Below are 20,282 nucleotides of genomic sequence, written 5' to 3'. Positions count from 1 at the left end.
GCCACCCTTTCTTCTTGTAATCTATTTATTTCATAATGGTTTCATAAAACTTTTGCTGATTCGTCAGAAACTCTTTGGTTTGCTGACTATCCTTATAAAATTCACTCATGTGGTTCTTTCTCAGAATGGCTTTCCATTCCTTCGTTTCTGTCATAGCCTTCAGTTCCCGATTCCACCATGTCATTTCTTCCTTCGTCATTCCCTTAGGACCCATCACTCCCCGCCAATGCGGAAAGACAATCCGTATGCCCTCCTCCTTCCATGTGGGAATGCCCTCGAAGTTTTCAAGCCGCCGATGGGAAGATACAGCGAGAATTCTTAATTTCCCCTGCTGTGAAGAAAGGCAGCTTCAGAGAAAGAAAGCGAAGCCACAGCAATGGAACCGCTGTCAAAATAATGAATGAGATCATCGAGCGAATCATGAAGCTTGAACGGAATTTTCGCAGGATTGATCCCCGCTTGCCGTATAGCTTGAACGAAGGCGATTTGGTCATCGTTGCCGAAGCCCTACTCAAGGCCGATACTCATATTCCCCGGGTTCTTCTTCAGGTCTTCAATGACCTCATTTGCATGACGGTAAGGCGAATTTTTCGGCACGGCGATGGCCTCCCAATCTAAGACCAGAATGGCAAGCGGCGTAAAATCATGATAAGTGATTTCGCTTTTCCCAAGAATCTGGTTTGTCATAATTAAGGAAGAGTTTAAAGTAATCGCTCCAGCTGGATGTGCCTTTACGTACCTCCATCCATTTTCCCCGTTTCCAAAATTGTTCGTGGATTTGGGCTACTCTGAAATCATCTTCTGCAATTTCGACTTTATACATCAGTCTTTCTCCCCTTTTGATATGGATACGGTAAAAATAGCTCCATCGATACCGCTCGTTTCAATGCATCCTCCAAGCTCCTCTACCGCTGCTTTTACATTTGAAAGCCCATAGCCTCTTTGATCTCCCTTTGTTGAAAGAACTTTCACGGTCAATCGTAAATGAAATTTTCTTCTCTGAAGCCTTGCCGATCTTTCCAAGCAAAATCGCCTGCAGCTTCGGATCTTTAATTTGTTCGAACAGCACTTGATTTTGATTCTGGCTTTTTACCGATTCATCATTGATTAAATCAAGCGCTGCATCAGTCCTCCCAAGCTCCAGTAAACGGGAAATGACATAAAGCTTATTCGTATACTCATGGGTTTGAGCCCTCAAATCCTCCGAATACTTTTTCACTTCGGAAAGAGTATCAATCATCTTTACAAATTCCATCTTATCCTTAAAGGTCCAAACCATTCCGGCTGCCTTGCCTTTTTCTAAAATGATGTCATGATTGACGATCAGTACACGATCACGATAGCTCATTTCCGCATTCCTCGCCCCTCCGCTTTGCCGGAGATGCTTCAGTTTAGGAAACCAATGATCCCTGTTTTCCGAACCAAGCATCTCTTCTGCGGCTGGATTCATCAGTGTCACATTTCCATTGTAACCAAGAGCTAAAATCCCCTCGCCCAGAGAAGAAAGGATGGCGCTCCTCTCCCGGTAAAGGGCCGCAATTTGAGAAGGTTCCAGGCCTAATGTATCTTTCCTAATGTTTCGAGCCAGTAAAGCGCTTCCTATTATCCCCGCTGCAAGCACCGGCAAGGTATAAAGAGCCAGGTTGGTGATTTTCCCCGCAATCTTCTTTTGAATATCTTTTTCAAGAAATTCAACCGTAACAACTCCTGAGACTTCCTGATAGTTTCCCTCGTCTAAAAGAATAGGAGCTTTTCCTTTCAAAGAAGGTCCGAAGCTTCCTTGCCCTTCTGCGGAATATTTTCCTGCAAAAACAAGAGCTTTCTCGCTATCCGGATCACGAAAGATTTGACCAATTTTTGAGGCATCCGGATGAGTATAAATTCTGCTGTGCCTGTCTGTCACAATCACCGAAGCCGCATCCACTTGATCACGAATGAGTTCAGCAAGCCCCTGTATTTCTTCCTGATTCCCTGTGGCCAGTGAATTTCTTACTTCCGGCATATATGCAACATTTGCAGCCGTTTGAATAGCAAGCTTTGCCGTCTCCTCTTTCGTATCGGACGATTCGAGATAGGCAAAGACTGAAACAAGAAGGGTTATAATGACAGAAACAATGATCATAACAAGACCCATAATCTTTGTCTGAAGGGAAAAATTGTACCGTTTTTTCATAGAAATCCTCTCTTCACTATTCAGGCAGTAATTTTATCATGCTATTTTCCTATCTTTCTATAAATTTACAAATTACCCTTTTCTTTGTTTGTTTTCTGCGTTAAATTACAATAGTGTTATTTTTGTTACATTTATGTTACAAACGCACCAGTTCAAAACACCCGCACACCTATAATAGTACATAATTTAGGAGGAAAAAAAGTGAAAAACAAAATGATGTTTGGGTTCATGGCAACAATCGCGCTTTCTGCATCTATTTCATTCCAAGCAGAAGCAGCAGCATCTCCCCTGTCAACAGCTACAGCAACCGGAGAGAAATTAAAAAAAGAGACAGCCTCGTTTGTTACTACCACGAATTCTGGCGATATATATGCAATCGATGAAAATTATGATGCTTTTACTAAAAGACTAAAAACAACAGAACAAGCAATCGGCAAGGTACCCGGTGCGGCAGTACGCAAAACCCTAAATGATAAGTATGTAACTCCTGCTAAAAAAGCAAAAGAAAGAGTCATATATGAAGTTTCCCAGGCTAGGCTGATGGGTTCCATTTCAAAATCGATTATTTTCAATTTTGAAGAGAATGCATTACTGGATTTGCAAAAACTTGACCGATTGAAAGACAGAGCGGCCGAAATTAAAAAAGATGGCGGATATGCAGCAGTTCCTGCAACCGTTGTAAAGGAATTAACATGGCTTGAGAGCTATTTAAAAGATGCAGCAGTGAATCCTTTTTACAAAAATAATAAGGAAGTCGTTCTGCTGCTGGATAACGATGCAAGTTCCAAACAGGCAACACTTGGCGGAATCAAAATTGGAGATCCTAAACACAAAATTGAGCTTCTTCTTGGTAAACCGTATGTGGAATCCGGAAACCGTTCATGGGAATATGACTACAGCGAAACCGTATACGGCGGTGAAAAGCTTAGCATAGAATTTAGAAACACCATGAATGTATCCGGTATTTATTACACAACCGAAACAGATAAAAGCGAATCCTTTTCAAAAGAATTTATCGCAGAATACCCTGGGGATTTATACCAATCAACGGATGCCTATAACAAAGAACTGAAGGTCAATTCCCTCACTGTATTAAGCGGAACTGGAAAAGACTTTGTATATCTGCAAAACAGCAGTATTGATAAAACGGAAAAGCAGATCAATGATTATGTCATTCAGGATAAAAACAGCGTAACCTTTATAAATGTTAATTCAACTGAGGATTTTACCCGGATTGCAAAATAAGGTTCAGTAAATCAGTTCACAGACTGGACCCAAAACATGTATACTGGGAGTAACTTAGAATAACCTAAACAAGACCGCCTGGTGATTGCACACCAGACGGCCCCTCAATAGAAAGGTTCCCTGCAAGGGGGATCGGTCAAAACGAAGATAATCCACCCGCCGAGCCGTCAACTCAAGGGTGGATTATTTTTTATGGTTAAACGCCAAAATGGCAATCACAAGATTCGTAAACGAAATAGCAAACATCAGCGCTTGAAAAACCGTTATAGGCACCACCCCCTTTCACCGGGAGTGTACCGTCCACCCTTGAGTCCCCTATTCTATTGTTTTTTCATTATAGTATAGGGGATGGAAGAATCAGCTGATGCGTTATACCTGGATTCCAGCAGAAGGACAGGCAGTTGATTTCGGTGTCGGATATTTGGAATTTCCGATAACCGCTGGAGGGTCCGCTTTTTCAAAGAAAGTGTCCAATCCATCTGCTGAAGAACAGCACTCGATGACCTGCACCCATTCTCTACAAATTATTGCATCTCTCTTTTACAAGCAGGATATGGGGGTTGTAAGCCGAATATTAAAATGGACTTATAGCAAATAAACCAATTCGGAGGGATTTTGGATGAGTGCTAACATCAGCAAGGTATTTATTAATTTGCCTGTAAAAGACTTGGATCGAACCGTTGATTTTTTTACAAAGCTTGGATTTGAATTTAATCCTCACTTTACCGACAAAAACGCCACTTGCATGATTATCAATGAACATACGTATGCGATGCTGCTTGTAGAAGATTACTTTAAGACTTTTACGAAAAAAGAAATCTCGGATTCTGCAAAAAGTACCGAGGTGATTGTTGCCCTTGCTGCGGAAAGCCGTGCGCATGTTGACGAAATTGTAAACAAAGCTCTCGATGCCGGTGGAAAGTCTTCAAACGAACCGATTGATCATGGATTTATGTACGGGTGGAGTTTCCAGGACGTGAACGATCATCTATGGGAAGTATTTTATATGGATGAAAAGGCTGTGCCTGAGCAATAGCAATTACTGAAGACTGCATGGAACCGCCGTGCAGTCTTATTTTTATAATCGTCGTTCCCATTTCTCTCCTATTGAAAATAGTTCTTTTATACCGATATATAATAAGAATATTGACATAGGAGGACCATGATGAGCATTTATTCGTTTTCGGCTAAAGCAATGAATGGAAAAGAAATATCGCTTGAAGACTACAAAGGAAAAGTGGTCCTGGTTGTCAATACAGCCAGTCAATGCGGTTTTACTTTCCAGTACGAGGATCTTCAGCGTCTTTATGACCGCTACAAATCTAAGGATTTTGTCATTTTAGGCTTCCCTTCCAATCAGTTTGCTGACCAGGAACCGGATGATAATGACCGGATTCAAACATTCTGCACCCTTCGCTACGGTGTATCATTTCCGATGTTTCAAAAAATGAAAGTCCGGGATGATGGGGCTCATCCACTGTTCGATTATTTAATATCCAAATTACCGTTTGAAGGCTTTAATCATTTTCACCCTGTAGCTAAAGTTTTAATTCCTTTAATTAATGAGCGGCACCCGGAATACTTATACGGTGACTCCATCAAGTGGAATTTCACAAAGTTTCTAATTGATCAGAATGGCCATCCTGTCAAACGGTTTGAAGCAACAACGGACCCTTTGGATATGGAACAGGATATTGAGAGATTACTGAACGTATAAAGAAACATCCGCTCTGAGATGAGCGGATTTTTTTAAATACTCTGTATTAATCCGTTTAATAGAATCCGTATCCACTGCTTTACCGCCTCCTGCTAAAATTTTAAGCTTCAGCAGGAAATGATGAATTACGATCCTTCTCTTTTAATCCAGTCCCTTTATAGCGTTGTATAGCTCTTAAACATTTCCTTGCTGTCCGGCACATTTTCTAAATACACAATCTTCCCGTGCTCATTAAGTTTTGCTATATCCTTGCCCGTTTGAGTAAACACCCGACCTGATGAATGCTTTCCGCATACGGCCCATTGGGTTTCGTAATGATCAGCACCCTCTGATTTTTTCCAGCCTTCATACATATGTTTGATATCGCTGTTTTCGGTAAACACCATTTTTATGAACAGCTTCCAGTTTTCAATCCCGGACTTCTTGTCCCCATTTAAAACGAAAACCATGTCATCTGAAAAAAGAGCATTCAATTCTTCAAAAGCTTTTTCACTTGTTCTGGACTGATCAAATAAGTCAAAATATTTATCTAAGTTTTCCATGTTTCATCCTCCTATTTTAGACCACCATTTTTTCATGAATGACCGCACGCAAAATTTCGATGCTTTCCTTTGGGCATTTTTTGTGAATCTCTTCGTTTAGAGAACCGATTGTTTCGCGGTTTAAAATGGATTTCCACGACGATTCAGCCTCCCCCATTAGATTGGACAGCAAGTCGATTTCTTTTTCCTTTATGTTCAGCATGTCATGAAAGATTCCGGTTGATGAATAAAGGGACTGCTTTCCTTCAATCGCCAAGTACACATCGTAGATTGGGATATCCTCCGGCTTTCTATTTAAACGGAAGCCGCCCTTCTTCCCGGGAACAGAGGCAATCAAGTCTGCACTGACCAGCTTTCTGAGCAGTTTTTGAAAATAGGTCGGCGAGCCGCCTAGCTGGCTGCTGATTACCTCTCCAGGCAATACCGCCTTTCCAGGTAAAAATGTCAGCATTAAAATTGCGTATACGGCCTGTTCCACTCCGGTTTTCATTTGCAAAGGACTCATCTCCATCCCTACTCAATTAATCTTAATATGGATAAATATTATCCACATTATACACAATACTCTTTTTCCATAAAAAAATAAACAGATTGAACTCATTTTTCTTCAGGTAATTACACCCAATGTACCGTCAGTCTCCTTCTGCCTCGCCAAAAGACAGCAAAATAGAAAAAGGTGCAAGCAAACAGCCTGCACCCGGTTCAGAAATATCATTTATACCATTGTCCAGAAGGGGAAGGCACAAAAACAATTGAAACTCCTTCACCAAGCGAAGCTTTCACCTTCTTGAATAGCTACCTGCCTCTTTCGTCGTGCTTGGCTTCAAGCTCCAATCCTCCTGGCTTCAAGGTATCTGCTTCCATATCAATCCACTCACCGTAGTCTCCTATCCAATCGGCAAGCTCTGCTTTCAATTCTTCTGACAGTGGAAAGCTGTCGATCTCCAGGTTTTCTCCGCATTTGCTGCACCAAATTGGATCCGAACCGAAATCAGCTTCCATTTTATAAGACGGGTGAGCGCATTCTTTTCTGCTAAATAGTTTCTTAAAAATAACGAAAACTCCCTTACTGGTTATTCCTAACAAGAATACTGAATTTCCCTTAATGTGCAAGAGATTTTAGTAAACCCTTACACCCTCATCGAGCCTGATTTTCCGTTCATCCTCAGAGAGAAACTCAAACCACCGTTTTCTGAAAGCGATCTGGGGACCGTCAGCATAAACGTGAGCTTCCATCCTGAGAGCTTCAGGAATCGGCCTTGGATGCTGGCTCTCTACAATCGACTTATCTTCATCCAGTACTTTCAGGCTGTACTTTGAAAAAACTCTGTCCATGAAAGGAATATTTTTAGCAAAGGTTCTTCCCGCATAACCGAAGATCATCGTTTCTTCCTCATCTACAGGAGTGAAGGTCACATAGTTAATGAAGGAACTCTTTGCTTCCTTTGCCGGCCTCAAAAGCCATTGCTGGGGAAACCGGTATTCAAGGAGTCCGCCTCCATTTTGAATTGTAATGTTATCTCGTTCATGTGTATAGGGAAGATCATGAAAGACGGTGCTTGTTTTCTTTCCTATTGTTTTTTTATGCACAAAGGAAAGATGAGCGACATCCAGCACACTTTCCACCGTCCTTGTCAGGTGGGCATTCCAATGAGCCTGGTAAGGGGACAGACGGTATCTCTTATCCTTCACATCCGGTATTACCTGAAGTTCCGGTACGTTCTTTTCTAAATGATCAGGATATACCCATATGAGTCCTGCCTCTTCAGTTACCGGGAAAGCAGCTGTATGAGCAAATTTCGGGATCGCCTTGGTTGGCTGGGACGGAATTTCGGTGCATGTTCCATCCGATTCAAACTTCCACCCATGATAGGCACACATGAGCTTGCCATCCTTCACGCAGCCCAATGATAAATCGGCTCCCCTATGCGGACAGAAGGCATGCAGGGCATTTGCTTCTCCTTTATCATCACGATACAGCACGATTTCCCGGCCAGTCACTTTTTTCCGTATGGGATCCTTCTTTAATTCTGATGAAAAGGCGACCGCATACCAGGCTGAAGGGAATACGCGGTTTATGTTTTCTTCCATCTTGCCATCCTCCCTTAAATAAAGATCCGTTTGTTTTTATCATACCCGGTCTATTACCCTGTGAAAAATTATAGTCGGTTTATGTATGTGCTAACCTACAAGAATTAGAACTCCCAGAAAAGACACTTTTACCAAAAGACCCAGTTTATTGAAAGTACAGACAGGTAATACAAAACTATTAAGTTATATGAAGTAAGGGGGTTTTCTTTGTGGAAAAAAGACAGGCACTAAACGCATTGTCAGGGATGCTTTTCGGACTTGGATTAGTTGCATTTTTCGATGAAACCGTTTTTCATCAATTGCTCCACTGGCATCATTTTTATGATAAATCGACCACGGATATTGGACTCGTATCAGATGGCATTTTCCACTCTTTCAGCTGGTTCGCAACCATTGCATCTCTTTTCATGTTTGCAGATCTTCGCAGGAAAAATGCGTTCTATGGAAAGAGATGGATTGGAGGAATATTGACAGGAGCAGGAGCTTTTCAGCTGTATGACGGGACGGTTCAGCATAAGCTGATGAGCCTTCACCAAATCCGGTATGGCGTCAATATCCTTCCATATGATCTTGTCTGGAACATAACAGCCGCAGCGATGCTTGCAGCGGGTATTTTTTTACTGGTTAACACGAGGCAGGGAAAAAAAGCAGATGCATAGCCATCATGAAGCATCTGGATTCGATTGGATGCCGCTGATACTAGCCCTGCCCTTTTTACTGGTCTGGGTTCTGTATTTAACAGCCGCTTTGAAGTCAAATAAAAAATGGCCGTTTTATCGAATCATCCTTTGGACATTGGGAATTTCCTTGTCACTAATCTCCGTAATCGGCCCTTTGGCAGAAAGGTCTCATACAGATTTTAATGCTCACATGCTCACCCATCTTTTTCTTGGAATGCTGGCACCTTTGCTGCTCGCACTTTCCGCTCCGTTAACACTTGCTTTTCAGTCACTAACCGTTCAGAAAGGCCGCAAGCTTTCAAGGCTTCTAAAAAGCAAGCCGCTGAAGTTCGCTGTTCACCCTTTAGCAGCATCCATTTTAAACATTGGCGGATTATGGGTCCTTTATACGACAGGCTTATACGGATTAATGCATGAGCAAAACTGGATTTATGTTCTTGTACATGTACATATCTTTCTTGCAGGCTATCTATTTACTATTGCTTTTCTTTACATAGATCCCATCTCAAACCGGTACAGCTTCAAATTCAGAGCCGCCGTTTTAATCCTTTCATTCGCAGGGCATGGAATTCTGTCCAAATTTATCTATGCAAATCCGCCGGCGGGTGTACCGGTTAAACAAGCCGAAACAGCTGGAATGCTGATGTATTATGGAGGGGACGTACTTAATATTCTTATAATTGTTATTTTTTGCTACCAATGGTATCATCCCTCTCGTCCAGGAACCTCCTTATCCCACGTCATAAAGTTGTAAAAAGGTGGAATAGATAATATCTTTACCGGAAAAAAACGTGTAAAATAAGCTAAACACCCATTTAAAGAATTTCACGTTTTTGCCTTTTACCGAAGCAAGTAAAGGAGGCGCTTGTATGAAAGAACGCAGTAAAAAAGAGGCCTTGTCCTGGTTAGGAAGCATTCTGGCGGCAGTCGTCGTTGCCCTTATCTGCCGGCACTTTATTTTCACCCCGGTCATGGTAGAGGGAAAATCGATGATGCCGACCTTTGAAAGCAATAATCAGATCATCGTATCCAAGATCAGCAAAATTGAACGTTTTGATATGATTGTCTTTCACTCGCCAATCTCAAAAGACAATTACATCAAAAGAGTTATCGGACTTCCCGGTGACAGAATCCAAATTAAAAATGATGTCCTTACTATTAACGGTAAAATATATAATGAACCATACCTGAAGGAAAATAAAAGCGTTCTTGTCCCCCGCGAAAATCTGACTGAAAACCTAAGTATCCAGGTGCCGGCCGGCTCTCTTTATGTCATGGGAGACAACCGCCGCGACAGCATGGACAGCCGGGTATTCGGCAGTATTTCTCAAAAAGCGGTTGTCGGAGAAGCAAAGTTCCGGTTCTCTCCATTTGAGAAGATGGGAGTTCCTAAGTAAGGCGATGAACCGAACGTATAAGCTTTATATGAAAGACGCTAATCCGTTCTTTTTCGGAGTACAAAAAATAATAAGCCACCTAATTCACATTTAAATTAGGTGGCTTATTTTTGTTGCTATATCAAATTTTTGGGTTTTGTATGCAAATTATCGAGAAAAAAGGAGAAAATGTCTATGATTTATAAATTAAGTGATACTTCCATTGAACTGCCTTATTCCATTGAAAGCTTAAAAAGGCTATTAAATGAAGTCTATGACAAAGAGAATACATACTCCCATTACGAGTTTGTTAAATGGTGTGATAATCTCACAATGGTTTTTGATGAGGATGATTCTTATATTGATGGTAATTTAAAGGAGTTTACTGAAAATGATCTAGCTTTTAAAATCGCAAGGGATATAGAATGCAATTGGGACTTACACCTAGGTGAAGAATACTCGGTGGATGAATTAAAAAAACTTAATTTAGCTCAAGTTAACTTACCAGAAAAATGGATTAGAAATTGGTTTAAGGAAATAAACGGTCTGTAAATTAAGGTGCTTGCGCCGCGGAGGCTCACCGCCCGCCCCGCGGAAAGCAAGCATCCTGCAGCGGAAATCAGCCAAAACCAATCCAATGAGATAAAGTGTTTTGAAAACTGACTTTCCAACATTTACTCTTTCGAATGCTATGAACCTCAATCAAAATAATCCTTCAAAGTATTCCTCAGCACCTCTGCACTGTGCCCGAATTTCTGTTTTTCCTCCTCATTCAAATCAAGTTCAATCACTTCTCTGATACCGCCGCAGTTAATCACGGCCGGAACACCTATATAAATTTGATCTTCCCCGTATTCCCCTTCGAGAAGGGCAGAAACGGTCAGGACACTGTTTTCATTATGAAGAATCGCCTTCGTTATCCGTACCAGCCCCATCGCAATCCCGTAATACGTAGCCCCTTTTCTTTTAATGATTTCGTATGCTGCGTCTCTTACGCGTACAAATATTTCATCTAAATCTTCTTTTTTATAAGCCCCATCTCGCTCAATTCTCTTTAGCACTGGCACCCCGCCGGCGTCAGCTGCGCTGTATACCGGAAGCTCACTGTCTCCATGCTCTCCGATGATATAGGCGTGAACATTATGGGGAGCTATCTTGAAGTACTCTCCAAGCTCAAAGCGAAACCGGGCAGTATCCAAAATCGTTCCGGAACCAATTACCCGCTCCTTCGGCAGACCGCTGAATTTCCAGGTTGCATACGTTAAGATATCCACGGGATTCGTTGCCACTAGAAAAATTCCGTCAAAGCCGGATGCCATCACTTCATCTGTGATACTTTTAAATACCTTTAAATTTTTTTCTACTAAATCAAGGCGTGTTTCTCCCGGCTTCTGATTCGCCCCTGCACAAATGACAACCAAATCTGCGTTTCTGCAATCCGCATAGCTGCCAAGTTTCACTTGTGTCGGATACGGTGCAAATACCTTTCCATGATTTAGATCCATGACATCGCCCATTGCTTTTTCTTCATTCATATCAATCATAATCAATTCATCTGCAATCCCTTGATTCATAAGTGCAAAAGCATAGCTTGATCCTACAGATCCCGTTCCAATCAATACAACCCGGTTTGCTGTTTCGCCTGCCATATCGCCTCACCCTTTCAGAGAACAGATTTTTTTGTGAAGTGTTTCACATTTTTATTTTATATCGATTGTGATAATTTGCCAATGGGGGAACTTAGCTGTTTTTTGTCTGTTTTGTTACTGATTCAGCTGACATGATTCTCTGAGCATACTTATTTGCAAAGTCCATACAATTGTATGATAAGTTGAATGAAAAAAATGAGAAAAGGATGATCATTCTTGAGAAAAAACTCCAAATTGCTGTTGATTTGCTGCATCATCATTTTCTTCCTTTTAGTTGGTTATTTTCTAACCCTGCAGAAAAATCCACTCGACGGAGTTCATCAATACAAAATCTATTACGGTGAACCAGCGAAGGATACAGTGAAGAAATTATCCGGCTACCCCCTCGTAATTATTGAACCAACACATTATTCCAGAAAAGAGATTGAAAAAATCCAGCAAACCGGAACTCTTGTTTACGGTTATATTAATTCCATGGAAGCGGATCGTTGGAACAAAAACCTGTTTAAGCAATTCGAGCACCAGGATTTCTATTATAGAGATGGGAAGCGGGTTTACCTTAAAGATTGGGATGCTTATTTAATGGATATGACATCCTTTCATTATCGGGAAACACTTCTAAAAGAAATTCATCAGCAAATTGAGCATAAGCAGCTGAACGGAGTCTTTTTAGATACAGTAGGAGACATTGACGATTTTTTTTCAGAGGATTCAAAAGAGATGAAGCAGCAGCAGGAGAGTCTGATCCTTCTGCTTAAAGTACTGGAAAGAAGGCAGCTGTCTGTCATTCAGAATTGGGGGATGGAAACCGCGCAAAAAACGGCCCCATTCATTGACGGGTTTATGTGGGAGGATTTTCAGCACTCCTATATTATGAATGATGACTGGTCCAAAGAGTGGTTGAAAAAGACCCGCTGGCTATCTGATGAATATGGGATTACGATCTTCACCGTTTCTGAAAAAGAAAAGGAAAAAAGTGAACAGCTTGCTGAAAAGCAGGGGTTTGTTCATTATTACGCTCCAAGGGATTATGAGGAGTGGTAAAGGGGGATGCGCGGCATCTCCCTTTTTTAAATCCTCCATCACTGATAGCAGCTTCCATTGGCATGGATCCGATGCTTGCAATTGCTGCCAACTCTTCCGGGGGAGTGACCGGTAAAATGATCTCCCCTCAATCCATTGCAGTCGCCTGTGCGGCAGTTGGGCTGGCAGGGAAAGAATCTCATCTATTCCGATTTACCATTAAGCACAGCCTCTTTCTGCTCTTGGTTGCCGGATTGATTACTTTCCTTCAGCACAACTTCCCGCAACGGATGATTCCGCAATCACTGTCTTTGGTATAATGAGCGCAGAACAGAATTGAAGGAGTGTATACAATGCTGCTGCCTGCACTTGCCGCTAAAATTGTGGAAGAAGTAAAAAAGGTCATTGTGGAAGATGTAATCGTTGTAACTCCTGAAGGAACGATTATCGCAAGCACCGATGACAGCCGGGTGGGAGACTTCCATGAAGGGGCGAAAATCGCTTCAGGCGAAAAGCGTACGGTCATCATTTCCAAAAAGGATGAACAGACTCTAGCCGGTGTAAAAGCCGGGATTAATCTTCCTGTATTTTTTAAAGGAGAGGTAGCAGGCGTAATCGGGATCACTGGGATACCGGATGAAATATCCCCCTTCGGAGAAGTTATCCGGAAAATGACCGAGCTTCTTGTCAACGAAAGCTACTATACCGAACAGTTAAACTGGGAAGCCCGGACCCGGGAAGCCTTTGTATTCGACTGGATCCAGCTGAAGGAATGGACTTCTGCTTTCACGAACCGGGCCCGTCTTCTGAATATCGACTTAACCATGCAGCGGTTGGCAGCCATAGCGGTTATTCCCGATGAAAGTCTTCATTACAAAGGCATATCCTCCGTCATCCAAACCTGGCAAAACAGCCATCCCGAAGATCTTTTTGTGCAATGGGGAAACAACCGGATCGTGATGGTTTTTCATTCAGGAGACACCGCCTATGCAAAAGGGAGAATACAATCCTTTCACCAATTTTTAGAAGAAGAATTCAGGACACATGTTTTGATTGGAGCCGGAAAGTCCGTACGCCCCTCCAGACTCTCTGACTCTTATATGCAAGCAGAACGGGCCATCCAATCGAATAGCACCCATGATGCGCGGATTGTTTTTGATGAAGATTTGACCATCGAAATGCTGTTGAATGAAATCAGTCTGAAAACAAAAGAGGAATACATTGAGCGCACCATTTCCCCTCTATTAACGGAGGCTGATTTATTTACAACATTGTCCGTTCTTTTTGAGAAAAATCATTCTTTGAAAAAAACAGCTGAAGCTTTGCCTATCCATATTAATACGCTCCATTACCGGATGAAAAAAATAGAAGAGCTGACCGGGCTGAATCCTTCCAGGCTCAATGATGCGCTCATTCTTTATCTGGCTGTCATGCTTTTGGATAAACAGCCAAAATAAACGCGGGTTTCCCGTCCTATTTTTATAGGAATCTACATAGCGGGCTAAGCCCACTTTCTTTTATACTAAGAGAAAACGCTTACCTGTAGAGGGGGATATAGATGCTGAACCTAGAATTCAAAGAAAAACTGATCGCTGCTGTCGGCAAAAGCAACGTGGAGGACTCCAAGGCAAGCCGGCTTGTGTATTCCTATGATGCTACACCAAACTTCCAGGCGCTTCCTGATGCTGTCGTCTCACCAAGGTGTGCTGAAGAAGTATCACAAGTGGTAAAGCTTTCCGGGCACTATAACGTCCCGATTGTGCCCAGAGGATCCGGAACAAACCTATGCGCAGGAACCTGCCCAACAGAAGGCGGGATTGTCCTATTATTTAAGCATATGAACAAAATCCTTGAAATCGATGAGGAAAACCTGACTGTGACCGTTCAGCCCGGCGCAGTGACACTGGATATTATTAATGGAGTCGAGGCGCGAGGATTATTTTATCCTCCCGATCCGAGCTCCATGAAAATTTCTACAATCGGCGGTAATATTAACGAAAACTCAGGCGGGCTCCGCGGACTGAAATACGGTGTTACCCGTGATTATGTGATGGCACTGGAGATCGTCCTTGCAAATGGGGACATCATCCGGACAGGCGGAAAGCTTGCAAAGGATGTGGCAGGCTATGATTTCACCAGATTGTTTGTCGGCTCTGAAGGAACGCTCGGGATTCTGACGGAAGCAACGTTGAAACTGATTCCGATGCCGGAAACAAAAAGCACGATGCTCGCACTTTATCAGGATTTGGAGGCGGCAGCAAGATCTGTATCCAAGATTATCGCCAATAAAATCATTCCGGCCACACTGGAGTTTTTAGATCAGCCAACACTAAAAGTGGTCGAAGACTTTGCCAGGATTGGACTGCCGACCGATGTAAAAGCTGTCTTGCTTATTGAACAGGACGGCCCAGCTGATCTCGTTGCAAGCGACATGCTGAAAATAGCGGATATCTGCAAGCAGGAGCAGGCCGTTTCGGTTCAGCTGGCGAAGACAAATGAAGAAGCTGAAGCGTTAAGAACAGCGAGGCGCTCTGCATTATCCGCGCTTGCCAGGCTGAAGCCCACGACTATACTTGAAGACGCTACGGTTCCAAGGTCTGAAATTGCCAGAATGGTGTCGGCCATTAACGAAATCGGCGAAAGATTCAATGTCCAAATCTGTACATTCGGCCATGCCGGAGACGGCAACCTGCATCCAACCGTTGCGACTGACGCCCGGGATCATGATGAAATGGAACGGGTTGAAAAAGCATTTGCCGCTATTTTCGAAAAGGCCATTGAACTCGGCGGAACGATTACGGGTGAGCATGGCGTCGGGGAAATGAAGGCTCCGTATCTTGAATTAAAATTAGGTACAGCAGGTATTTCGGCCATGAAAGCCGTCAAAGGCGCACTTGATCCCGCTAACATCATGAATCCTGGAAAAGTATTCGCGAAGGACACTAGAAAAAGGGTGGTTGTTTCATCATGACAACGGTACAGGAACGCGAAAAAATCCAGGCACAGTTCAAGGAGCGCATGAATGAAGATGAACTTCTCAACTGCATGAGGTGCGGCTTTTGCCTGCCCTCCTGCCCGACCTATATTGAGTCAGGCTATGACGAGGCCCACTCGCCAAGAGGAAGAATCGCCTTAATGAAAGGCGTTGTTGACGGATTGATTGAACCCGATGAAGATGTAGAGCGCTCATTGAATCTTTGCCTGGGCTGCCGCGCATGCGAGCCGGTTTGTCCATCCGGAGTGAATTACGGCCATTTACTCGAGGAAGCTCGCGATATTATCAATCAGAATAAAAAGCATTCGCTTCCGGTCCAAGTAATTCGGAAGGCTGCTTTTCATCATTTGTTCCCCCATCAGAACCGGATGAGAAATGTAACAGGTTTGCTTGGCTTTTATCAGCGTTCCGGTTTGCAGAAGCTGGCTCGGAATACCGGAGTAATGAAGCTGTTCCCTGAAACATTGGCGACGATGGAAAAAGTGCTCCCTGCCGTCCCAAAAATGAAAGAGATGAAAAACCGTCCGGAATTTTTGCCTTCCCGCGGAACGGCCTCTAAACGTGTCGCGTTTTTCAGCGGCTGTTTGATGGATACAATGTTTATGGAAACAAATAATGCGACCGCCAAGCTCCTTCAGGCGGCCGGCTGTGAAATCGTCATTCCGAAGAACCAGGCATGCTGCGGTGCACTTCACGGACACAGCGGTGAAAAAGAGGAAGGAAAAGAGCTGGCAAAACGGAACATCCAGGCTTTTGAAGATCTGAACGTTGACTATATTATCACCAATGCAGGCGGCTGCGGTGCTTTTCTGATTGAGTACGGCCACCTTCTCCATGACGAACCGGAATGGCACAAACGGGCAATTACGTTTTCTGCAAAGCTGAAGGATTTTACAGAGGTGCTGATAGAATGCGATTTTCATAAAAACGTCCCGCTCTCCCTCCCGCCAGGCATCGTCACCTATCAGGATTCTTGCCATCTCAGAAACGTTATGCACACCTCCTCTGCTCCCCGGAGACTCCTTCATGCGATTGAAGGCACTGAATTCCGGGAGATGAAGGATGCGGATCGCTGCTGCGGATCTGCTGGAATCTATAACATTGTAGAATCTGAGATGAGCATGCAGATCCTGGATCATAAAATGGTGCAGGCGAAAGAATCAAGGGCAGCCATTATTGTCACCGCAAATCCCGGCTGTCTTCTTCAAATGAAGCTCGGGATTGAGCGGGAAGGTTTTTCAGATAAAATGAAAGCCGTTCATCTCGCCGATCTTCTTTATGAAGCTATGCCCGCCGACCCGCACGAACCTCATTGACTATCATGAGGTTTTTTTCTGACGATAGTTTGATAGAAGGAATGCGACTTCCTTCACTTTTTTCATTCATTCGGGAGGTTTCATTACATCAATCCTTCAATTAATGGTAAACTTTCTTTTATTGCCATGCAGAATAAGGGAGATTTTAACATGCGAAAAAAAATAATGGGTGCTTTGCTGCTCGTAACCGTCCTTGCCGCAATGGAAGGAACCATTGTCAGCACCGCGATCCCCCGTATAACAAGTGATTTATCCGGAATTGAACTGGTGAGCTGGGTGTATGCGGTTTATATGCTGGCTACAGCTGTTTCCGCTCCTATATACGGGAAGCTTGCCGATTTATTTGGACGAAAAAAAATTATGGTATATGGAATTATCCTGTTTTTAATTGGAGCCGCTCTTTGCGGAATTGCGTTAACGATGGAACAATTAATTATATACCGCGCTATTCAAGGTCTTGGCGCTGGTGTTGTCATGCCGGTAACGATGACCATTATCGGAGATTTATACACGGAAACAAAGGGCCGCGCCAAAGCACAGGGCTGGATTAGTGCTGTCTGGGGAGTGGCCGGTGTTCTTGGCCCGCTGCTTGGGGGATTTATCGTTGATACCCTTTCATGGCGGTACATTTTCTTCCTAAACCTCCCATTCGGACTTGTCGCTTTACTGATGCTCGTAAAATATTATAAAGAGGATGTTTCAAAGGAAAAGCAGCGCATTGATTATTTGGGAGCTGCCGCGTTCTCTATCGGAACGATCTCCCTCTTATACGCCCTGCTTTCTGGCAGCCAGTCACAAGACTGGACCAATCCGCTCATCATCGGAATGTTCGCAGCAGCTTTTGCCGTCTATGGCTGTTTTGTATGGATTGAAAAAAGAGCAGCAGAACCGATTATTCCTTTGAATCTTTTTTCAAATAAACGTGTGCTGCTTGTGAATCTGCTCACGCTTCTTACCGGTTCAGTCATTATCAGCATTACCATTTACCTGCCGATCTGGAGTCAGGGAGTACTGGGGAAAAGCGCTACCGCGGCTGGATTTATCCTCATGCCCATGCCTGTATGCTGGACATTTGGATCAATCCTTGCAGGAAACCTCGTCGGCCGGTTGAAAGCCCAGTCAATTATAACGATGGGAACGGGCATTCTTAGCTTAGGAGCGCTTCTTTTATTCTCGTTATCCGCTCAGTCACCTGAATTTCTAATCTATGTAGCGATTGGACTGCTTGGCTTGGGCATGGGGCTCATGACTCCGATTTTTATGCTAATCATTCAGGGATCCGTTGCTTCTAACAAAAGAGGTTCTGCCGTTGCGCTGAACACATTTATCAGCACCTTCAGCCAGACATTGGGCTCAGCTGTATTCGGAACGATTTTTAATATAGTGACAATTTCCCAGGCAGGAAAAGGAAATCTTAACTTGAATGCTTCCTTTGATCACGGAAACGTTCCTTCCGGAGAGCTTGCCGGCCTGCAGGAAATTCTTGCTTCAGGGGTTCATATGATATATGGAGGGACGCTGCTTCTTGCCTTGCTTAGCTTTGGACTTTCCTGGTTTTTAGTAAAAGAAAACGGCAATTTGCACGAACATAGCTAGCAGGCTGACCCGAACTTTTGGGTCAGCCTTTTATGCTTCTACTGCTTCAGGAAACTTATAATTTGATTACGATGCAGCTAGTCTTCTGCAACGTCCAAGCAGATCTTGTGAAGAGTTCTTTCTTATCGCGTTGTATGAATCAAATAATATAAGAAAAATAATTGTTTATCTGCTTGTTTGGATTTTTCATTCCTTAAATTAATGGTATAATATCATTCGTTCACAACGGCCCGACTTTTATGAGAGTTGAAAGTCAAAAAACATTAAAAAAGAGGTGCTTTATTTTTGAATCATACAATAAAACAGCAGTGGTTTGGAAATATTCGCGGGGACCTTCTTTCCGGCATTGTTGTTGCACTGGCTCTTATTCCGGAAGCCATTGCTTTTTCCATAATCGCGGGGGTTGATCCGATGGTAGGACTTTATGCCTCATTCTGTATCGCTGTCGTGATTGCATTCGTTGGCGGCAGACCAGGCATGATATCTGCTGCAACCGGCGCGATGGCCCTTGTTATGGGCTCGCTCGTTGCCAGCCATGGGCTGCAATATCTCCTGGCAGCGACCATTCTCACAGGGATCATTCAAATTGTGCTCGGCATTCTTAAGTTTGGCCGCCTGATGAAATTTATTCCCCGTCCGGTTATGATTGGTTTCGTCAATGCCCTTGCCATCTTAATTTTCTCGGCCCAGCTGCCCCATTTCAAAGGGGAATCCTGGCCCATGTATGCAATGGCTGCTGGGGCATTAGCTATCATCTATTTATTTCCTCGTGTGACTAAAGCTGTACCGTCACCATTAATCGCAATTATTGTCATCACCCTTATTGCAATCTTTACAGGCTCTGATGTACGTACGGTAGGTGATATGGGGGAGCTTTCCCAGGCTTTGCCGGTTTTCCTTATTCCGGATATCCCACTAACGTTTGAAACTCTGCAAATCATTTTTCCTTATTCCTTAGCGCTCGCCTTCGTCGGTTTATTGGAATCTCTTCTAACTGCTCAAATTGTCGATGATATGACAGATACGGGCAGCGATAAGAACAGAGAAGCAAAAGGACAGGGTCTTGCCAATATCGTTGCAGGCTTTTTCGGGGGTATGGCAGGTTGCGCCATGATTGGCCAGTCTGTAATCAATGTTAAATCCGGAGGACGGGGAAGACTGTCTACATTTGTGGCTGGAGCCTTCCTTCTCATACTGATTGTCGCTCTCAATGGGGTTCTCGTTAAAATACCTATGGCGGCTCTTGTTGGTGTTATGATTATGGTTTCCATCGGTACGTTTGACTGGGCTTCGCTCACTCGTCTTCATAAGGTACCGGTCACTGATACAGTCGTTATGGTTGTGACAGTCGTTACCGTTGTGTTCACCCATGATTTATCAAAAGGAGTACTGGCAGGCGTGATCCTAAGTGCGATTTTCTTTGCCGGCCAGATTTCAAAAGTAGCAGTAGCCGTTACAGAAGCTCCTTCATCAAAAATTTATAAGGTTACAGGGCAATTGTTTTTTGCTTCTGTTTCCAGTTTAATCGATCAAATCGATTTTGCCGCTCAAAACCGGAACATCGTGCTTGATCTGACTAACGCGCACATTTGGGATGATTCAGCAGTCGGTGCTGTGGACAAGGTCGTTTTGAAATTAAGGCAAAACCATAATCACGTGGAAGTTACAGGACTTAACGAAAAAAGCTCTGAATTAATTGAAAAAATGGCAGTTTATCACCGCCCTGATAGCAGAGCTGCTAATCATTAATGTGAGAAAAGAAGAACCAGCCTAATGCCGGTTCTTTTTTCATTCAGTGCTTGAACAGTTTTCATAATGAATTGGTAAATCCCCACCCATGTCACCCTATATTGCTCCAGTTATCTTTTAGTGCAGACCT

Annotated in this window: 21 protein-coding genes and 2 pseudogenes; 15 read left to right on the top strand and 8 right to left on the bottom strand. The window is 43.3% G+C overall.

Features of this window, described 5'->3' with window-relative positions:
* Positions 1 to 25: 25 nt before the first annotated feature.
* From AS29_RS09485 to AS29_RS09475, 3 genes and pseudogenes are all read right to left on the bottom strand, one after another.
* Positions 26 to 322: pseudogene (locus AS29_RS09485) on the bottom strand (tripartite tricarboxylate transporter substrate-binding protein); the annotation flags it as partial.
* A gap of 321 nt (positions 323 to 643) precedes the next feature.
* Positions 644 to 823, bottom strand: coding sequence for a hypothetical protein (locus AS29_RS09480; protein WP_051860573.1), 180 nt, complete (start codon positions 821 to 823; stop codon positions 644 to 646).
* Positions 824 to 883: 60 nt separating this feature from the next.
* Entirely contained in the window at positions 884 to 2,173 is a 1,290-nt protein-coding gene (locus AS29_RS09475) for a Spo0B domain-containing protein (RefSeq protein ID WP_051860572.1), read from the bottom strand.
* Positions 2,174 to 2,374: 201 nt separating this feature from the next.
* Between AS29_RS09475 and AS29_RS09470 the strand changes: the two genes are divergently transcribed.
* From AS29_RS09470 to AS29_RS09455, 4 genes are all read left to right on the top strand, one after another.
* Positions 2,375 to 3,418, top strand: coding sequence for a hypothetical protein (locus AS29_RS09470; RefSeq protein WP_035405572.1), 1,044 nt, complete (start codon positions 2,375 to 2,377; stop codon positions 3,416 to 3,418).
* Positions 3,419 to 3,782: 364 nt separating this feature from the next.
* A complete protein-coding gene (locus AS29_RS09465) occupies positions 3,783 to 4,016 on the top strand; it encodes a hypothetical protein (RefSeq protein WP_035405570.1) in 234 nt (77 codons plus the stop codon).
* Positions 4,017 to 4,037: 21 nt separating this feature from the next.
* Complete coding sequence (locus AS29_RS09460; RefSeq protein ID WP_035405569.1) at positions 4,038 to 4,454, top strand: VOC family protein; 417 nt, start codon at positions 4,038 to 4,040, stop codon at positions 4,452 to 4,454.
* A gap of 129 nt (positions 4,455 to 4,583) precedes the next feature.
* Complete coding sequence (locus tag AS29_RS09455) at positions 4,584 to 5,135, top strand: glutathione peroxidase (RefSeq protein WP_035405567.1); 552 nt, start codon at positions 4,584 to 4,586, stop codon at positions 5,133 to 5,135.
* A gap of 155 nt (positions 5,136 to 5,290) precedes the next feature.
* Here AS29_RS09455 and AS29_RS09450 read toward each other — a convergent pair whose 3' ends face one another.
* The 4 genes from AS29_RS09450 to AS29_RS09435 form a co-directional block, all read right to left on the bottom strand.
* The gene (locus AS29_RS09450; RefSeq protein ID WP_035405564.1) at positions 5,291 to 5,677 is read right to left on the bottom strand and encodes a nuclear transport factor 2 family protein; all 387 of its coding nucleotides are present in this window, start codon (positions 5,675 to 5,677) and stop codon (positions 5,291 to 5,293) included.
* A gap of 16 nt (positions 5,678 to 5,693) precedes the next feature.
* A complete protein-coding gene (locus AS29_RS09445; RefSeq protein ID WP_035405563.1) occupies positions 5,694 to 6,173 on the bottom strand; it encodes an RrF2 family transcriptional regulator in 480 nt (159 codons plus the stop codon).
* Between the two features lie 299 nt (positions 6,174 to 6,472).
* Positions 6,473 to 6,763, bottom strand: a complete 291-nt coding sequence (locus AS29_RS09440; protein ID WP_231889922.1) for a hypothetical protein — start codon at positions 6,761 to 6,763, stop codon at positions 6,473 to 6,475.
* Between the two features lie 33 nt (positions 6,764 to 6,796).
* Complete coding sequence (locus tag AS29_RS09435; protein WP_035405561.1) at positions 6,797 to 7,768, bottom strand: aromatic ring-hydroxylating oxygenase subunit alpha; 972 nt, start codon at positions 7,766 to 7,768, stop codon at positions 6,797 to 6,799.
* Between the two features lie 245 nt (positions 7,769 to 8,013).
* On the opposite strand from AS29_RS09435, the gene AS29_RS09430 reads away from it, so the two are divergent.
* The 4 genes from AS29_RS09430 to AS29_RS09415 all read left to right on the top strand — a co-directional run bounded on the left by AS29_RS09430 (position 8,014) and on the right by AS29_RS09415 (position 10,376).
* Positions 8,014 to 8,427: a DUF2243 domain-containing protein gene (locus AS29_RS09430; RefSeq protein ID WP_082883801.1), complete on the top strand. Its 414-nt coding sequence runs from the start codon at positions 8,014 to 8,016 to the stop codon at positions 8,425 to 8,427.
* Positions 8,420 to 9,202: a cytochrome c oxidase assembly protein gene (locus tag AS29_RS09425; RefSeq protein WP_035405558.1), complete on the top strand. Its 783-nt coding sequence runs from the start codon at positions 8,420 to 8,422 to the stop codon at positions 9,200 to 9,202. The genes AS29_RS09430 and AS29_RS09425 overlap by 8 nt, the downstream gene beginning before the upstream one ends.
* A 115-nt stretch (positions 9,203 to 9,317) precedes the next feature.
* Entirely contained in the window at positions 9,318 to 9,845 is a 528-nt protein-coding gene (gene lepB / locus AS29_RS09420) for a signal peptidase I (RefSeq protein ID WP_035405555.1), read from the top strand.
* 174 nt (positions 9,846 to 10,019) lie between these two features.
* Positions 10,020 to 10,376, top strand: coding sequence for a hypothetical protein (locus tag AS29_RS09415; protein WP_035405553.1), 357 nt, complete (start codon positions 10,020 to 10,022; stop codon positions 10,374 to 10,376).
* A 146-nt stretch (positions 10,377 to 10,522) separates the two neighbouring features.
* Here the strand turns inward: AS29_RS09415 and AS29_RS09410 are convergent, their stop codons facing one another.
* Positions 10,523 to 11,473 carry an L-lactate dehydrogenase gene (locus tag AS29_RS09410; RefSeq protein ID WP_035405551.1) on the bottom strand — a complete coding sequence of 317 codons (951 nt, stop codon included), beginning with the start codon at positions 11,471 to 11,473 and terminating at the stop codon, positions 10,523 to 10,525.
* Positions 11,474 to 11,689: 216 nt separating this feature from the next.
* On the opposite strand from AS29_RS09410, the gene AS29_RS09405 reads away from it, so the two are divergent.
* The 7 genes and pseudogenes from AS29_RS09405 to AS29_RS09375 all read left to right on the top strand — a co-directional run bounded on the left by AS29_RS09405 (position 11,690) and on the right by AS29_RS09375 (position 20,152).
* A complete protein-coding gene (locus AS29_RS09405) occupies positions 11,690 to 12,517 on the top strand; it encodes an endo alpha-1,4 polygalactosaminidase (protein WP_035405549.1) in 828 nt (275 codons plus the stop codon).
* Positions 12,518 to 12,531: 14 nt separating this feature from the next.
* Positions 12,532 to 12,816 (top strand): annotated as a pseudogene (locus tag AS29_RS09400) (L-lactate permease); the annotation flags it as partial.
* Between the two features lie 33 nt (positions 12,817 to 12,849).
* Positions 12,850 to 13,953: a CdaR family transcriptional regulator gene (locus tag AS29_RS09395; protein ID WP_035405545.1), complete on the top strand. Its 1,104-nt coding sequence runs from the start codon at positions 12,850 to 12,852 to the stop codon at positions 13,951 to 13,953.
* A gap of 101 nt (positions 13,954 to 14,054) precedes the next feature.
* Positions 14,055 to 15,467 (top strand): glycolate oxidase subunit GlcD, encoded by a 1,413-nt coding sequence (gene glcD, locus AS29_RS09390; RefSeq protein WP_035405543.1) that lies wholly within the window; start codon positions 14,055 to 14,057, stop codon positions 15,465 to 15,467.
* A complete protein-coding gene (locus AS29_RS09385) occupies positions 15,464 to 16,807 on the top strand; it encodes a (Fe-S)-binding protein (RefSeq protein WP_035405540.1) in 1,344 nt (447 codons plus the stop codon). The genes glcD and AS29_RS09385 overlap by 4 nt, the downstream gene beginning before the upstream one ends.
* A 150-nt stretch (positions 16,808 to 16,957) precedes the next feature.
* Positions 16,958 to 18,403, top strand: coding sequence for an MDR family MFS transporter (locus AS29_RS09380; RefSeq protein ID WP_035405537.1), 1,446 nt, complete (start codon positions 16,958 to 16,960; stop codon positions 18,401 to 18,403).
* Between the two features lie 285 nt (positions 18,404 to 18,688).
* Entirely contained in the window at positions 18,689 to 20,152 is a 1,464-nt protein-coding gene (locus AS29_RS09375; protein WP_035405534.1) for a SulP family inorganic anion transporter, read from the top strand.
* Positions 20,153 to 20,282: the final 130 nt, after the last annotated feature.

The organism is Bacillus sp. SJS (assembly GCF_000732485.2).
Taxonomy (GTDB): domain Bacteria; phylum Bacillota; class Bacilli; order Bacillales; family Bacillaceae; genus Metabacillus_B; species Metabacillus_B sediminis.
The sequence above is the reverse complement of the archived record's forward strand: the minus strand, read 5'-3'. Positions and strand labels throughout refer to the sequence as shown.

What these genes read in the sequence shown, in the direction of transcription:
- AS29_RS09480 (WP_051860573.1), bottom strand. Translation starts at nt 823, where the DNA reads ATGTATAAAGTCGAAATTGCAGAAGATGATTTCAGAGTAGCCCAAATC.
- AS29_RS09475 (WP_051860572.1), bottom strand. Translation starts at nt 2,173, where the DNA reads ATGAAAAAACGGTACAATTTTTCCCTTCAGACAAAGATTATGGGTCTT.
- AS29_RS09465 (WP_035405570.1), top strand. Translation starts at nt 3,783, where the DNA reads ATGCGTTATACCTGGATTCCAGCAGAAGGACAGGCAGTTGATTTCGGT.
- AS29_RS09460 (WP_035405569.1), top strand. Translation starts at nt 4,038, where the DNA reads ATGAGTGCTAACATCAGCAAGGTATTTATTAATTTGCCTGTAAAAGAC.
- AS29_RS09455 (WP_035405567.1), top strand. Translation starts at nt 4,584, where the DNA reads ATGAGCATTTATTCGTTTTCGGCTAAAGCAATGAATGGAAAAGAAATA.
- AS29_RS09450 (WP_035405564.1), bottom strand. Translation starts at nt 5,677, where the DNA reads ATGGAAAACTTAGATAAATATTTTGACTTATTTGATCAGTCCAGAACA.
- AS29_RS09435 (WP_035405561.1), bottom strand. Translation starts at nt 7,768, where the DNA reads ATGGAAGAAAACATAAACCGCGTATTCCCTTCAGCCTGGTATGCGGTC.
- AS29_RS09430 (WP_082883801.1), top strand. Translation starts at nt 8,014, where the DNA reads ATGCTTTTCGGACTTGGATTAGTTGCATTTTTCGATGAAACCGTTTTT.
- AS29_RS09425 (WP_035405558.1), top strand. Translation starts at nt 8,420, where the DNA reads ATGCATAGCCATCATGAAGCATCTGGATTCGATTGGATGCCGCTGATA.
- lepB (WP_035405555.1), top strand. Translation starts at nt 9,318, where the DNA reads ATGAAAGAACGCAGTAAAAAAGAGGCCTTGTCCTGGTTAGGAAGCATT.
- AS29_RS09415 (WP_035405553.1), top strand. Translation starts at nt 10,020, where the DNA reads ATGATTTATAAATTAAGTGATACTTCCATTGAACTGCCTTATTCCATT.
- AS29_RS09410 (WP_035405551.1), bottom strand. Translation starts at nt 11,473, where the DNA reads ATGGCAGGCGAAACAGCAAACCGGGTTGTATTGATTGGAACGGGATCT.
- AS29_RS09395 (WP_035405545.1), top strand. Translation starts at nt 12,850, where the DNA reads ATGCTGCTGCCTGCACTTGCCGCTAAAATTGTGGAAGAAGTAAAAAAG.
- glcD (WP_035405543.1), top strand. Translation starts at nt 14,055, where the DNA reads ATGCTGAACCTAGAATTCAAAGAAAAACTGATCGCTGCTGTCGGCAAA.
- AS29_RS09385 (WP_035405540.1), top strand. Translation starts at nt 15,464, where the DNA reads ATGACAACGGTACAGGAACGCGAAAAAATCCAGGCACAGTTCAAGGAG.
- AS29_RS09380 (WP_035405537.1), top strand. Translation starts at nt 16,958, where the DNA reads ATGCGAAAAAAAATAATGGGTGCTTTGCTGCTCGTAACCGTCCTTGCC.